This window comes from Demequina flava (genome assembly GCF_000975035.1).
Taxonomy (GTDB): Bacteria; Actinomycetota; Actinomycetes; order Actinomycetales; family Demequinaceae; genus Demequina; species Demequina flava.
This window is the reverse complement of sequence record NZ_BBRA01000001.1, coordinates 1,142,346-1,156,552: the sequence shown is the minus strand read 5'-3', so window position 1 is coordinate 1,156,552 and position 14,207 is coordinate 1,142,346. Positions and strand designations below refer to the sequence as shown.

Below are 14,207 nucleotides of genomic sequence, written 5' to 3'. Positions count from 1 at the left end.
ACGAGTGACGTGGAAGACTGAAGGACATATGAACGACGAAGCGAAGATCCTGGGTGGCCGGTATGAGATCGGCGACCTCATCGGACGAGGCGGCATGGCCGAGGTGCATATCGGCTATGACACACGCCTCGGACGCACTGTTGCCATCAAGATTCTGCGCGCCGACCTCGCCCGCGACCCGTCATTCCAGACGCGGTTCCGCCGTGAGGCCCAGGCTGCTGCGGGTCTGAATCACCCGGCAATCGTTGCCGTCTACGACACGGGCGAGGAGCACACCACCGGTCCGGACGGCAATCCGCACGCGACTCCGTACATCGTCATGGAGTACGTCGAGGGCCACACGGTGCGCGACATCCTGAAGGGTGACGTCGCCGCGCCCATCGATGAGGCCATCGAGATCACCTCGGGTGTGCTGACCGCTCTCGACTACGCGCACCACGCAGGGCTCGTCCACCGCGACATCAAGCCCGCGAACGTCATGCTGACGCCCACGGGCGCGGTGAAGGTCATGGACTTCGGTATTGCCAGGGCACTGGCCGATGCTGGCAACACCATGACGCAGACGCAGGCAGTCGTGGGTACAGCTCAGTACCTGTCGCCTGAGCAGGCGCGTGGCGAGACTGTTGACGCGCGCTCGGACCTGTACTCCGCGGGTTGCCTGCTGTTTGAACTCCTCACGGGCCGCCCGCCGTTCATTGGCGACTCCCCCGTGTCCGTCGCTTACCAGCACGTGCGCGAGGAGCCGCCCGCTCCCTCGCAGTTCGCCTCCGACGTTCCCACGGAACTTGACCAGGTGGTCCTGCGCTCGCTCGCCAAGAGCCGTGACGCCCGCTACTCGACGGCACAGGAGTTCCTCTCTGACCTCCGCGCTGTCCAGGGCGGAGCGCCTGTGGACGCTACGACCGGCTCGATTCCCGTCGCGGGTGCCGTGCTGGGTGCGGGTGCCGTGGGTGCTGCAGCAGGCATGGCTGCGGCGAACATGTCGAAGGAAGAGATCGAAGACCAGCCCACGCAGGCGATGCCCGCGCAGTCGGCAGGTCCCGCTTCCGGCGCGACCGAGGTAATGCCGGCCGGCGCTCAGCAGTGGGGCACCACCGGAGCCTCGGCTTCGAGCCCCGCGGGCGGAACTGTGCCGCCACCGCAGACGTCGCCTGTGGCCGTCCAGAACGAGCAGGAGCTCGAGGACGAGGGCAACAACAAGAAGATCTTGTGGTGGTCGCTCGGTGGAGCGGCCCTGCTGGCCATCATCTTGCTGCTGTGGATTCTGCTGTCAGGTGGCGGTGACGAGGAACCCGAAACCGTGACGGCAACCATCCCCGATGTCGTGGGGCTGGAAGAAGCCGAGGCACGCTCCACGCTTGAGGACCTCGGCTTCGTGGTCGACACGCAGCAAGAGACCAGCACGGAGCAAGAGGAGGGCCTGGTCACCCGCACCGACCCCGACGTGGGCACCGAGCTGGAATGGACCACAGAGCCTGAGGCGGAAGCCCTCGCGCTGTCCGCCAGCGGCCGCGTCGCGGTCTCTGCAGACACTGGTCCTCCGACGGTCATCCTGTTCGTCTCCTCAGGTCCTGACGCCGTTGAGGTTCCTTCGGTTCGCGGCCTCACTCAGGACCGTGCGCGCCTCGAGATCGAGGACGCCGGGCTCCAAGTGGGCGACGTCGAAGAGGTCGACGACCCCGAGCTAGAGGCTGGTCGCGTCATCGAGACCGATCCCGCCGAGGGCGAAGAGGTTGCCCCTGACACCGAGATCACGCTGTTCATCTCGAGCGGCGAGGTTGAGCTTCCGGACCTGGTCGGCATGCACGAGGACGATGCTCGCTCCACACTCAACGAGCTTGGCCTCACTCCGTCGATCAACGACGTCGAGGACGACTCCGAGTCTGAGGGCACGGTCCTTGACCAGAGCCCCGGCGCGGGAACCGTTGAACAGGGCAGCACCGTCGAGTTGGACGTGGCCGTCGCGCCGTCGTTCGTGAGCGTTCCTGACGTGACCGGTCGTAGTCAGGCCGATGCCGAGCGCGAGTTGGGCACTGCAGGACTGAACTTCACGTACGGCAGCCCGCAGTACTCGGACAACATCCCGAACGGTTCCGTAATTTCGCAGAACCCGAACCCGGGGACCGAGGTCGCGCCTGACACCACGGTGACCCTGGTGCTGTCGCAGGGCGCGGAGCCGGATCCCGATCCGAACCCCACCCCCACGGGCGGCGGCGCGAACCCGTCACCAACACCGTAGCGCCACAGGCCGAGAGGCCTGGGCGCCCAAGCCAAGAGCGTGGCTCGCGCGGTGACATGCCGCACGAGCCACGCTCTTCCTGGTTTCATAAGGGAATATCGTCAGGATCAGGAGGGTTCTCATGGGCACTATGACCCCGTTGCTCACCGGCGAGACTCTTCACGAAGTCGTGTTGCGACAGATGCCTGCCGTTGACGCCGCTCTAGTTGAGCATGTCTCCCAGGCCCGTACGGCTATCCCGCACGCGGCCCCTGACTATGCACGTTTGTGGGACCACCTTGGCGCCCAATTCATCGGCGGGAAAAACCTGCGGCCACAGTTGACTCTCGCCGCGTATGTGGGCCTGAGCGGTGACGAGCCCACTCCGGCGGTCCCAGTTGCGGCTGCGATGGAGATGCTCCACACAGCCATGCTTGTCCACGACGACATTCTCGATCACGACGAAGTGCGTCGCGGGCGAGCCAATATTGCTGGACTGCGGCGGTCAGATCTTGCCGCATCGACCCTGCCTGAGGACAAGGTCGATGACCAAGTAATGGCTGCCGCCCTGCTGGGGGGCGACCTCGCAATCTCCGGCGCATATGACCTCATCATTCGCTCCGCGCTTCCCGCTCACCACCGTGTCGCGTGCCTTGACCTTGTGACGCGCGCGATTCGCGCCACGATTGCCGGCGAACTCCTCGACGTCTACGGCGACATTCTTCCCGTGGAACAGTCTGATCCCATCATGGTGTCAGCGCTGAAGACCGCCTGGTACTCCTGTGTGGTTCCACTGCTGGCAGGGGCAAAGCTCGCGGGCGCGGATCCGACGATGGAGAGCCACCTGGAGCGGCTCGGAATCGCATTGGGTGTGTCATTCCAGTTGATCGACGATGACCTAGGCGTGTTTGGCTCGGCCGACGTCATTGGCAAGTCGACCCTGTCCGACCTGCGTTCGGGCAAGCGCACCGAACTCATGCGCCTGGGCTTCGAGAGGGCCGATGCTGCCCAAAAGGCGGTTCTGGAAGCGCACCTCGGCGATCCTCACCTCACCGAGAAAGGCGCGGCACAAGTGCGCACGGTCCTGGAAGACACCGGCGCGCGCAAGGCCGCACTCCGCCTAGCTCGCCGCCGGGGCAAGGAAGCTTCACGCATTGCCGCCGAGCGCATACCTGCGCCGCTTAGCGGGTACTTGGTCCGATTGATCGATGAACTACAGGGACGCGCCTCGTGAGTCAGGTCAGCCGAGAGGTCCACCACACGAACGAGACGTCGCTCGCGCTCTATGACGAGGCGTGTCAGGCTGCAGCAGCCCAGGTGATCCGCAAGTACTCCTCCAGTTTTGGGCTCGGAGCGCGGCTGCTGACGCCCGCCATGCGCACCCACATCGCGTCGATCTACGCGATGGTGCGCGTTGCCGATGAGATCGTCGACACCTACCAAGGGGCCGATGCGGGCGAGGTCCTTGCCGGCTTCGAGGCGCAGGTGGCACGAGCCCTCGACGGCAAGTTCTGTTCGGACGTCATCGCGCACGCTTTCGGCGTCACTGCGGCGGCCGTCGGGATTGGGCACGACCTGGTCGACCCATTCTTTGAGTCCATGCGGATGGATCTCACTGAGACGGAGCACGATCAGGCCTCGTTCGACCGGTACGTCTACGGGTCCGCTGAGGTGATCGGCGAGATGTGCCTGGCCGTCTTCCTCGCCGATGGTGACGGCGATGGCGACGGCAACGGTCCCGCCTCCCCGCCCGAGGATGTCCGTGCCGGCGCCCGCGCACTGGGCTCCGCCTACCAAAAGATCAACTTCCTGCGCGATCTGGGAGCCGACCTAGCCTCGCGCGGCCGTGTCTACTTTCCGGGGCTGTCGCTGGACACCCTCACCGACGCCGACATCGCGACACTCACCCAGGGCTGCCGCGCCGACCTCACCCTCGCGAAGGCCACCCTCCCCGCCCTACCGCCGCGAGCGCACGCATCGGTCGCCTCCACCCTGGCCATCTACGAGGAGCTACTGGACCGCATCGAGGCGACCCAGGCATCGGCCCTGACCTCTACCCGCGTGAGCGTGCCGCGCCGCGTGAAGGTCTCCATCACCGCCCGCACGCTCGCCGCAGTGCGCAAGGAGCGCGCGTGAACGGTCGCGTCGTCGTCATCGGCGGCGGCGTTTCCGGCCTCGCCACCGCCGCCCTCCTGGCGCGTGGTGGCGCGGATGTCACGCTGGTCGAACAGCAAGAGCAAGTGGGCGGCCGCGCCGGACGGCTCGAGATCGACGGCTTCACCTTCGACACGGGGCCGTCGTGGTACCTGATGCGGGACGCATTCGAGCACTTCTTTGACCTGCTTGGCCGGGACGTCAACGACGAGCTCGACCTCATCGACCTCGACCCCCGCTACCGCGTGTTCTTTGAAGGACAGGGCGAGCCAGCATCGGCCCTCGATGTCAGCGCTGACGCCGCGCGCAACTGGGCCGCGTTCAACGACCTCAGCCCCGGCGATGGCGACGCGATGCGTGCCTACGCAGATGCGGCGGGGGAGCGGTACCGCCTGGCACTGGACCGGTTCCTGTACACGACCTTCGAAAAGCCCACCCGCTCGCTGGACGCCGCGACGGCCCGGCGCCTGCCTGAACTTGCCGGACTGCTGACCCGCCCGCTCGGCGACGCGATCGCGGACAAGGTTGCAGATCCACGGCTGCGCCAGATCTTGGCCTTTCACGCCGTGTTCCTTGGCTCAACGCCGGATCGCCTCCCAAGCCTGTTCTCGCTCATGAGCCACCTCGACCTCATCGAGGGCGTCAGCTACCCGCGCGGGGGCATGTACGCGGTGATCGAGGCCCTTGCCCGCGTGGCGCAGGAGGAGGGCGTTCGCATCCGGACCGGGGCGTCGGTTGAACAGATCATTGTTCATCGGGGGCGCGCAACGGGTGTGCGACTGCAGGATGGTTCAGTGCTAAGGGCCGATGCCGTGGTTTCCGGCGCAGATATGCACCACACGGAGACAGCGTTGCTTGAGCGCCAGTTCCAGTCGCGGCCCGAACGCACGTGGAGCTCGAAACGCCCAGGTATCAGCGCGCTTCTCGTCATGGCGGGCGTGGAGGGAGAACTGCCTGAACTGGAGCACCACACCCTGCTCTTCACGCGCGATTGGGAGAAGAACTTCTCGGACATCATGGACCGTGGCGCCGTGCCGCAACCGGCGTCGATCTACGTTTCACGAACGTCTGCAACCGATGACACCGCGCCCCCCGGACACGAGAACCTCGTGATGTTGGTGCCCTTCCCCGCTGATCCGGCGCTGGGCGCGGACGCGGGCTCCCGCGCGGACTTGGACCAACACATTGGGCGCTACCTCGATCAGGTCGGTCAGTGGGCGCAGATTCCCGAGCTGCGTCGCCGCACCTCGGTGAAGAAGGTGCTCACGCCGCACTACTTCGCATCCGAACTCAATGCGTGGCAGGGCGGCGCGCTGGGGCTTGAACACAGTCTGCGGCAGTCGGCGATGTTCCGTCCCGCCAACGTCTCGGGCGCGGTTCCCAACCTCCTTTACGCAGGCTCCTCGACGGTGCCGGGGATCGGCGTGCCCATCTGCCTCATCTCCGCGGAGCTCGTCGCCAAGCGACTCCTTGGCGCCACGGACGCTTCGCCACTGCAGGCGCCGTTGCCTCAGGGCTACCTTGCGCGGTCGCGACGGGGCGGCACTCTTGGCCAGATCGCGCGTGCTTTGGGCGGGAATGCGGCTGGGTCACACTCGTCTCCTGAGTCCAGGCCTGAGGCCGGCCGATGACGTCCTGGCTCTACCTCATCGCCCTCGTGGTGAGCCTCGCGGGCCTGGCAACACTCGACTGGCGTTACCGCGTGGCCGCCTTTGAGCAGCCGCGCCGCGCTCTTGTCACCGTCGGGATCGCGGTCGTGTTCTTCCTGGTCTGGGACTTGATCGGCGTGGGCCTTGGCATCTTCTTCATTGGCGACGCCGAGTACCTATCAGGCATCACGGTTGCTCCCGAGGTGCCACTTGAAGAAGTGTTCTTCCTGGTCCTCCTGACCTACCAGACCCTGCTGCTGTGGCGGGCGTTCGCCAAGCGAGGAGAGAAGGCATGACCTACGTCGTTCTCTCCGTCGTGGTTCTCGCGCTACTCGCTGTTTGTTGTCTGCCGGTGCTGCGACATCTCCCGCGGCGGCCGCTCGTGCTCACCGCGTTGGCGCTCATTGCCCTGACGGTGGTCTTCGACAACATCATTGTGGGAGTCGGGATCGTGGACTACGACGAGTCACTGATCTCCGGCGTCACGATGCCGATCGCGCCTATCGAGGACCTCGCCTACGCTCTCGGCGCTGTCCTACTGGTGCCCACGATCTGGGAACTGCTCGGCGGGTGGCGACCACGGCATCGGCCCGATGGCACCGCTGACCCTCACGGAAGTGAGACATCATGACGACCTCTCTCGTGATGTCCGTGGTCAAGTCTTCGCGGCCCATTAGCTGGATCAACACGGCTTTCCCCTTCGCCGCCGGCTACCTCATGGCAACCCGGGAAGTGGATGCCACACTCATCGTCGGCACACTGTTCTTCCTCATTCCCTACAACCTGCTGATGTACGGGATCAACGACGTCTTCGACTACGAGTCCGACCTCGCGAACCCGCGCAAGGGCGGGGTTGAAGGGGACGTGGTGCGCGACCGTGCGCAGGCCAAGCGCGTCCACCGCGCGATTCTCATCGCCTGCGCCGTCACCGTGCTGCCATTCATGGCGTGGCTGCTGTGGGTGGGAGATGTCGCAGCGGGTATCACCTTGGTACTGGTCGTGTTCGGTGTCATCGCCTACTCGGCACCGGGGTTGCGGTTCAAGGAGAAGCCGTTCCTCGACTCGCTCACCTCTGCCCTGCACTTCGCCGGTCCCCTGATCTACGCGCTCGTCCTCGCCGACGTCTCGCTCACCGCCGCGGGCGTGTGGCCGGTCTGGGCCGCTTTCGTGCTGTGGGGCATGGCGTCACATGCGTTCGGAGCCGTGCAGGATGTGCGGGCGGACCGCGCTGGCGGGATCGGTTCAGTGGCGACCGTCATCGGCGCGCGCGCAACGGTGCGGCTGGCTGTAGCGCTGTATCTCGCGGCATCGGCCATCTTGCTGTTCCTGCCCTGGCCGGGACTGCTTGCCGCGGCGCTTCCGCTTGCCTACGTTGCATCGACTTCGCGCTGGTGGAACGTCACCGACGACACGTGCGAGGCCGCCAACCGGGGCTGGCGCACGTTCCTATGGCTCAATCAGCCCGTCGGTTTCCTCGTGACGATGCTGTTAATCGTCGTGTGGAACGGCTGGCTCTGACAGCGCTCGCTTCGTGACCTAGCCCCGTACGAGGGGCGACAGGCCAGCGGACCGACCCTCGGCATCGGGCATCCCGCACACCTCAAGCCAGTTGGCCAAGAGGCGGTGACCGCCCTCGGTCAGAACGGACTCGGGGTGAAACTGCACGCCGTGGAGCGGCAGGTCCTTGTGCTTGAGGCCCATGATGATGCCGTTGTCGGTGCGCGCGGTGACCTCGAGGTCGGCCGCGACGGTGTCCTCCTCGACGGCGAGCGAGTGATAGCGCGTCGCGGTGAAGGGGGAGGGAAGCCCGACAAGAACGGAGTCTTCGTGGTGGCTGACCGCGGAGGTCTTGCCGTGCATGAGCTCCGGTGCGTGGCTCACAACGCCGCCGTACACCTCGGCAAGGGCCTGGTGCCCGAGGCAGATGCCCAGCATGGGGGTGCCGGTGCGGGCACACTCGCGGATCACGTCGTTGGAGGAGCCGGCCTCAGCAGGCGTGCCCGGTCCAGGTGACACCAGCACGCCGTCGTAGTCGTCGAGCGGACCGGCGTCCACCACGGCATCGTTGCGCACGACGGTGGTCTCTGCGCCCATCTGACGCAGGTAGCCGACGATCGTGTAGACGAACGAGTCGTAGTTGTCGATGACGAGGATGCGCGTCATGTTTCCTCCGCGATGGTCGGATCCTGAATGGGGAGGGACTCCGACACCCAGGGGAATACCCATTCAAACAGCACCAGGACCAACGCCGCTAGCACGATCAGCAGGATCAGCAGCTTCACGATGGCCGGTCCAGGCAGGTGGGACCAGATCCACGACGAGATCATGCGGGCACCTCCACGAGTTCTGCGGGCACACCATGTCCTACGGGAGCCCAGTAGTCCATCTCCCCGTACACAATCCAACGCTCGGCGGCCGAGTACAGCGGGTGGCAAGTAGTCAGGGTGATGAAGCGGTCCGTCACGCCGGCCTCCGGCTCGCGCGGAGTCGGTGCGACGACGTCGTACTCCTCAGGCTGGACGATCTCCCAGGACGTCACGGAATAGACCGCCCAGATGTCTTCGGTTTGGACGATCAGCTTGTCGCCCACTTCGAGGATGTCCACCTGATTGAACGGCTTGCCGTACGTGGTGCGGTGGGCGGCGAGCGCGAAGTTGCCCGCCTCGCCCGGCATCGCGGTCTCGGGATAGTGGCCGATTCCCAGCGGGTCCAGCACGTCGGGGCGCGTCACACCTTCGGACACGGGCTTGACGTAGTCGTCGCCCCAGCGCGGCACCATCATGGTCGCGAACGTCTCCGTGAAGTCTGGCGTGGGCGAGGTCTCGGGGTCCTCATCGGTGACCTTGAGGTCGTCCGGGATCAGCTGGACGTCGGTCGTTTCGACATCCGCCGGCGCCACAGGGTCCTCGGCCCATTCAAGGTTGTCGACGATTTCCGCTTGCTCGCGCTCACCCTGGACGTCCGTGTAGAACAGCTGCCACACCACGAACAGGCCCAGCAGCACCCCGGCGGCTATCAGCAGCTCGCCCAGGATGCCGACAACACTGACGCCAGTGCGCGTGCGCGCGTGAGAGGGCGGGTGCTCGGCGGGCTTCAGGTCTGTCGGGACACTCATCGTGCCTTTACATTACGCGACCTGTTAAGCCTTGTGGAGCGGGCGCCAAAGTGACCTCGCTAGGGCCGATGCTTGGGCTTAGGTACGCTAGTGGCAGCACCTCCCGCACATCGCGGGCACCAACGACATCGGAGTAGCAGCGTGGCCGTCTCGAAGAAGCGCGACAAGGACGTCTACAAGGCGCCCCGAAATCTGGGCAAGCCGCAGTCGGACAACCCCAAGTGGCTGGTTCCGACCGCCGTCAGCTTGCTGATCTTCGGTCTCGCCTGGATTGTCGTGTACTACATCACCGCCGCGAACTACCCGCTGCCCATCGGCAACTACAACCTGCTGATCGGCTTTGTCTTCCTGGGTGGCGGCATGGTGGTGCTGACGCGCTGGAAATAGCGCCACGCCACGGAGTTACACCCATGTAGTTATCCCCCGATGGGGATAACGGTGGGGATAACTACACCCGTGTCATTCACATATCCCCAGGGTTATCCACAGGTCATCTGGGGATAACCCTGCTCATCTACCTCGACCGGTCGCCCGAGTCGCCGTCGATGTGACGTGTGTGACAGATGTGACAATCGGGCTCGGGGAACTGTGGATAACCCCGCCCGCCATGCACAGGGGCGCACGCCGGGGACTTAGCGGCGCTGAGCTGCCTCGCGCTTGTCCACGCCCCGGAACATCGCCAGCATGATGACGAGTCCCACCACGGCACCGCCGAGGTGGCCCTCCCACGACACCCCCGACATGATGCCCAGCAGTGGAGCGCCGATGAAGATCGCGGCGATCACCACCACCTGCGTCACGGGGAGGTTCATGCGTTTGAGGATCACGCCGTAGGCCGCGATGAGGCCGAAGATGGCGCCAGAGGCACCGCCGTGAACGCCCGAGTCGGCGAGCAGCATGACGCCGGCCGAGGAACCCAGCAGGGATCCGAAGTAGAGCACCAGAAATCGCACACGCCCCAGCGCAGGCTCGAGCACCTGGCCCAGTTGCCACAGCGCGAGCATGTTGAAGAGCAAGTGCATCCAGCTGAACTGCACGAAGCCTGCCGTAATCCAGCGGTACCACTCGTTGCCGACGTCGGCGTAGGCGGCGCCCAACTCCGCGGTGTAACCCGGCCACAGACCGAGGTACCCCTCCCACGCACTGCCGATCAGCATCGGCCCAAGGATGAAGAGTCCGATGTTGACCGCCATCAACACATACGTAGCGATGGGCGGTCCCGCAGACATGGTGAAGCCCAGGCGCGACCGGATGGGCCGCGCCTGGGCTTGAGCCTGCTTCAGGCAATCCACGCAGAGCACTCCGACAGCAGCTGGCCGCTGGCACTCGGGGCACGTCGGCCGTTCGCAGCGTTGGCAACGAACGTAGGCGACGCGATCAGGGTGACGCGGGCAGGTGGGCGCGGAGCCCTGCGCGGGTGTGCTCATGTGAAGAGAGTTAGGAGATGGTCACCGCGGTGATCATGATGTCCTCGAGGGGACGGTCACGGCCGTCCGTGGCGGTTGTCGCGATCTTGTCGACGACAGCCTTCGACTCCTCGTCCGCAACCTTGCCGAACAGGGTGTGGCCCTGGTTCAGGTGCGGCGTGGCGCCCACGGTGATGAAGAACTGCGAGCCGTTGGTGCCTGCAGGCTGACCCGTGATGGGGTTCTGGCGCTTGCCAGCGTTGGCCATCGCGAGCATGTAGGGCTCGGAGAAGTTGTTGTTGGGGTGGATCTCGTCGTCGAAGGTGAAGCCGGGACCACCGGTGCCGGTGCCGAGCGGGCAGCCACCCTGGATCATGAAGCCTTCGATGATGCGGTGGAACACGAGGCCGTTGTAGAAGGGCTCGGTGCTCTTCTCGCCGGTCTGGGGGTTCGTCCACTCCTTCTCGCCAGTGGCGAGGCCCACGAAGTTCTTGACGGTTGCGGGAGCGTCATTGGGCATCAGTTCGATGCGAATGTCGCCTTCAGTTGTTTCAAGAGTTGCGATCATAGGGAACATTGTCACACGGGTATCGCGTTCAAACACAGTAGGTGACAAGATGGACGACAGGAATACACCTGGTTATTAGACGGAGGCGACTCGTGGGACGTAAGAAGAAGGAACTTCAGAACATCACCGACACCGACAAGTATCGCGCCCAGGCGCAGGACGCAGCCAAGAAGGCCAAGGCTGCGGCTAAGGATGCTTCAGGGTCGGCCAAGGCCGCCGCTAAGCGCGCGCAGGACTGGGCCGGGCCTCAGGTGCGAACCGCCAAGGAATGGGCTGGCCCCCAGGTCAAGAACGCGAAGGACTGGGCCGCCCCCAAGGCACAAACGGCCTATCACCAGGGCGCACGTAAGGCGAGCCCCTATGTCCGCCGCGCTGGCCTCAAGGCTCAGGAGTGGACCGACATTGCGCACGCCGCCATTGTTGGCGCTGCCATTCCCGCGGTGATTGGTGCCGTGGAGAGCGCTGCCGAGGAGCCCAAGAAGAAGAGCGGGTTCGGCAAGGTCGTCATCGCTGGAGCGCTGGTCGCTGCCGGCACCGCCGCGCTGGTGGTTTGGGCACGTCGCGACCCGGGCCGCGACGCCTGGGCTGGCGAGGACGACGAGTGGGAGCTTGAGACCGACCCCGACCTCACGCAAAAGGTTCGCGATGGCGTCAACAAGGCCGTCGACACCGTGACCGGTGCCGCCAAGCAGGGCGCAGACAAGGCGACCGTGCTCAGCAAGGACGCCCTTGAGAAGGCCGGCCCCACGATCGACAAGGTCAAGGAGCAGGCTGGCCCCGCGCTAGACAAGGTCAAGGCACAGACGGACGACGCAGTGAACAAGGTCAAGTCGCAGACGGACGACGCAGTGAACAAGGTGCGTTCGACGCTCGACTCCGAGACCGAGAAGGTGAAGTCCTCCGTGGACACCGCTCGCTCGCGTGCTACCAACGCTGCCGTCGACGTGATCGATGACGCCGAGGACGTGTGGGAAGACGAGGGCGGCTCGGACGAGACCGGCGAGACCCCCGCAGAGAAGAAGTCAACCGCTAAGGGCGACTCCTCGAAGAAGTCCGGCAAGTAAGCCAATTAGCGGCCTGAGCGCCGCTCAACTGACGAGGCCCCGCAGCACATATGCTGCGGGGCCTCGTTGTGTCTGAGGTCATCGGACACCCATGGAGTTGTCCGGCTGGGGCCTCCGACCCAGTGAGGTTGCTGGCGGGCGCCCCGGTCGGGCGCCCGCCAGCGGCCTCTAGAACGTCGTCACGAGCGTGTTGGACGACGAGATTAGCGCCACCACCAGGGCCATGATGATGCCGCCGATGTATGGGTTGTTCGTCTCGCGGTAGAGCTTGCGCGAGATGATCGCCGCGACGGGGAGCAACACCAGGGTTGGGAACAGCCAGATGCTGAAGATTCCGCCCAACTGGTCCGTGAGATAGCCCGTGGAGAAGAAGGTCGAGTACTGCCAAATGACCAACACCAGGGGGCCCATGGCGTTGAACAGTGCCAGGACCGCCGTGTTGACCCATTCCTTGCCGAAGAGCGTGAAGCGGCTGAAGGCATTGACGGCGATCGAGTTTCCGATGAAGTAGATCAGGAACAGCGGGATGACGTAGAGCGCGTAGCCGATCTTGTCTGCCGGGAACCACTTGACGGCCAGGACCCAGTAGCGGAAGTCCGTCTTGAAGAAGTAGTCCACGATGAAGACCACGGTGAAGGCGGCGGCAGTCGTCGCGATTCCCAGCAGGATGGTCTTGCCAGCAGCACCCCAGCCCGGAAGGACACCGAGGTCCCGCAGGGAGGTGCCTTGCTTCCGAACTCGGACCAGGTAGATCACCGTCATGAGTGCGAGCGCAACTACACCGTTGATCGCCGCCCACAACGCGATGAAGAACACCGCACCCTGCGGCCAGAAGGATGGCGCGGCATTGAACACCGTTCCAGACAGGCCTTCACGGTTGCTCAGCCACACGTAGCTCCAAGCGGAGACGATCGCGAGGAATACCAGACCGCCCCAGAACCACCCGTGTCCTGCCTTGTCGAGCGCCACGGCCTTCTTGACTTCCTTGACGCGCAACGTCGCGAAGAAGGGGGTACGCAGCAGAACCTTTGTGAAGGTCACGAGGAACATTCCAAAGCCGATCAGGCCCAGAGCGTTGAAGAACTCCTTGGTCTGCCAGACCTGGTCATCGGGGGCAATGGTGTCAGGCGCGCCAAGCGTGGTTTCGAAGAACTCGAGCATCGAGCCCACGGTCGTCGCGGAGACAGTGGACCACGGGTGAATCTCGTTGGGCGTGTACAGAACACGGACTGCCTCTTCGCCGTCGACATCCTGCGAGTAGTACTCGCCCGGCTCACGCACGTCGTCGAACGTCGAAGGATCTGCTCCGAAGTGCAAGAACGACTGCGCGTTCGGGGTCGTCGCGAAGTCCCGGGGTGGTGTGAGCGCCTCGCCCTCAGGGGAGTAACTACGGAAGAAGAACTCGTCGTACTGGTCGGCCACCAGGCCCACATCGCGGGAGCCGTAGTAGTTGAAGTACGCGTTGTCATTGGCAGAGTCCGTGTAGAACGCTTCGTTGTCGACCAGGAACGCTGCTGCGATCAAGGGCGTCTCAACCGTGTTGTCGATCCCGATGGAGAAGTTAGCGGCACGGGCTCCGTTGGAGTGACCCTCGACACCAATGCGCTCGGTGTCGACGTAGGGAAGGTCGGCGACCAGTTGCACGGCGTCGTACATGCCGGTGCCGTTGACTGCGATCTCCTCAGACGGAAGGGGATCTGAGTTGCCGTGTCCGTACATGTCGATCGAGACCACGACATAGCCGCGGCGTGCAAGCTCGGTGTAGTTCGCGTCCTGCATCTCGCGGTTGTTCCACCAGCCGTGACTCACGACGACGGCAGGGGCGGGTGTGTCCGCGGTCGCGGTGTCGGGACGGAACAGCAGCGCATTGAGCATCCGGCCGGATGACGTCTCCCACTGCATGTCCTTGATATCGACGTTGCCGCGGTCACTCTGGACCGTGGCGGCGCCGATGGCCGACACCAGACAGATGATGAGGGCAACGGCAAACCAGAATCCGTTGCGCCTGAGGACAGGGGTACTCATGAGGGTCA

At 64.8% G+C, this 14,207-nt stretch carries 15 protein-coding genes; 9 read left to right on the top strand and 6 right to left on the bottom strand.

Annotation, left to right across the window (positions count from 1 at the left end):
• The first annotated feature begins 28 nt into the window (after window positions 1-28).
• The 7 genes from pknB (at window position 29) to AOP74_RS05410 (ending at window position 7,539) form a co-directional block, all read left to right on the top strand.
• The gene (gene pknB, locus AOP74_RS05440; RefSeq protein WP_061961315.1) at window positions 29-2,239 is read left to right on the top strand and encodes a Stk1 family PASTA domain-containing Ser/Thr kinase; all 2,211 of its coding nucleotides are present in this window, start codon (window positions 29-31) and stop codon (window positions 2,237-2,239) included.
• Between the two features lie 121 nt (window positions 2,240-2,360).
• Window positions 2,361-3,452 carry a polyprenyl synthetase family protein gene (locus AOP74_RS05435; RefSeq protein WP_061961314.1) on the top strand — a complete coding sequence of 364 codons (1,092 nt, stop codon included), beginning with the start codon at window positions 2,361-2,363 and terminating at the stop codon, window positions 3,450-3,452.
• A complete protein-coding gene (locus AOP74_RS05430) occupies window positions 3,449-4,354 on the top strand; it encodes a phytoene/squalene synthase family protein (RefSeq protein ID WP_082096018.1) in 906 nt (301 codons plus the stop codon). The genes AOP74_RS05435 and AOP74_RS05430 overlap by 4 nt, the downstream gene beginning before the upstream one ends.
• Entirely contained in the window at window positions 4,351-6,003 is a 1,653-nt protein-coding gene (gene crtI, locus AOP74_RS05425) for a phytoene desaturase family protein (protein WP_082096017.1), read from the top strand. The genes AOP74_RS05430 and crtI overlap by 4 nt, the downstream gene beginning before the upstream one ends.
• Window positions 6,000-6,317: a lycopene cyclase domain-containing protein gene (locus AOP74_RS05420; RefSeq protein ID WP_061961313.1), complete on the top strand. Its 318-nt coding sequence runs from the start codon at window positions 6,000-6,002 to the stop codon at window positions 6,315-6,317. Before crtI ends, AOP74_RS05420 begins: the two co-directional genes overlap by 4 nt.
• Complete coding sequence (locus tag AOP74_RS05415) at window positions 6,314-6,652, top strand: lycopene cyclase domain-containing protein (protein ID WP_061961312.1); 339 nt, start codon at window positions 6,314-6,316, stop codon at window positions 6,650-6,652. Before AOP74_RS05420 ends, AOP74_RS05415 begins: the two co-directional genes overlap by 4 nt.
• On the top strand, window positions 6,649-7,539 hold the full coding sequence (locus tag AOP74_RS05410) for a prenyltransferase (protein ID WP_061961311.1): 891 nt from the start codon (window positions 6,649-6,651) through the stop codon (window positions 7,537-7,539). The genes AOP74_RS05415 and AOP74_RS05410 overlap by 4 nt, the downstream gene beginning before the upstream one ends.
• Before the next feature lie 18 nt (window positions 7,540-7,557).
• Here AOP74_RS05410 and AOP74_RS05405 read toward each other — a convergent pair whose 3' ends face one another.
• From AOP74_RS05405 to AOP74_RS05400, 3 genes are read right to left on the bottom strand one after another with little or no spacing between them, the layout of a single operon-like run.
• Window positions 7,558-8,184 (bottom strand): aminodeoxychorismate/anthranilate synthase component II, encoded by a 627-nt coding sequence (locus AOP74_RS05405; protein ID WP_061961310.1) that lies wholly within the window; start codon window positions 8,182-8,184, stop codon window positions 7,558-7,560.
• Complete coding sequence (locus tag AOP74_RS12210) at window positions 8,181-8,348, bottom strand: hypothetical protein (protein WP_160297455.1); 168 nt, start codon at window positions 8,346-8,348, stop codon at window positions 8,181-8,183. Before AOP74_RS12210 ends, AOP74_RS05405 begins: the two co-directional genes overlap by 4 nt.
• Entirely contained in the window at window positions 8,345-9,136 is a 792-nt protein-coding gene (locus tag AOP74_RS05400; protein ID WP_061961309.1) for a class E sortase, read from the bottom strand. Before AOP74_RS05400 ends, AOP74_RS12210 begins: the two co-directional genes overlap by 4 nt.
• 141 nt (window positions 9,137-9,277) lie before the next feature.
• Between AOP74_RS05400 and AOP74_RS05395 the strand changes: the two genes are divergently transcribed.
• A complete protein-coding gene (locus tag AOP74_RS05395; protein WP_061961308.1) occupies window positions 9,278-9,523 on the top strand; it encodes a cell division protein CrgA in 246 nt (81 codons plus the stop codon).
• 245 nt (window positions 9,524-9,768) lie between these two features.
• On the opposite strand, the gene AOP74_RS05390 is transcribed toward AOP74_RS05395, so the two are convergent.
• Together AOP74_RS05390 and AOP74_RS05385 are read right to left on the bottom strand one after the other, a co-directional pair.
• On the bottom strand, window positions 9,769-10,428 hold the full coding sequence (locus AOP74_RS05390; RefSeq protein WP_061961307.1) for a rhomboid family intramembrane serine protease: 660 nt from the start codon (window positions 10,426-10,428) through the stop codon (window positions 9,769-9,771).
• 145 nt (window positions 10,429-10,573) lie between these two features.
• Window positions 10,574-11,110, bottom strand: a complete 537-nt coding sequence (locus AOP74_RS05385) for a peptidylprolyl isomerase (RefSeq protein WP_061961306.1) — start codon at window positions 11,108-11,110, stop codon at window positions 10,574-10,576.
• Between the two features lie 92 nt (window positions 11,111-11,202).
• On the opposite strand from AOP74_RS05385, the gene AOP74_RS05380 reads away from it, so the two are divergent.
• Window positions 11,203-12,174 carry a hypothetical protein gene (locus AOP74_RS05380; RefSeq protein ID WP_061961305.1) on the top strand — a complete coding sequence of 324 codons (972 nt, stop codon included), beginning with the start codon at window positions 11,203-11,205 and terminating at the stop codon, window positions 12,172-12,174.
• A gap of 168 nt (window positions 12,175-12,342) precedes the next feature.
• On the opposite strand, the gene AOP74_RS05375 is transcribed toward AOP74_RS05380, so the two are convergent.
• Window positions 12,343-14,199, bottom strand: coding sequence for an alpha/beta hydrolase family protein (locus AOP74_RS05375; RefSeq protein WP_174435633.1), 1,857 nt, complete (start codon window positions 14,197-14,199; stop codon window positions 12,343-12,345).
• Window positions 14,200-14,207 lie beyond the last annotated feature (8 nt).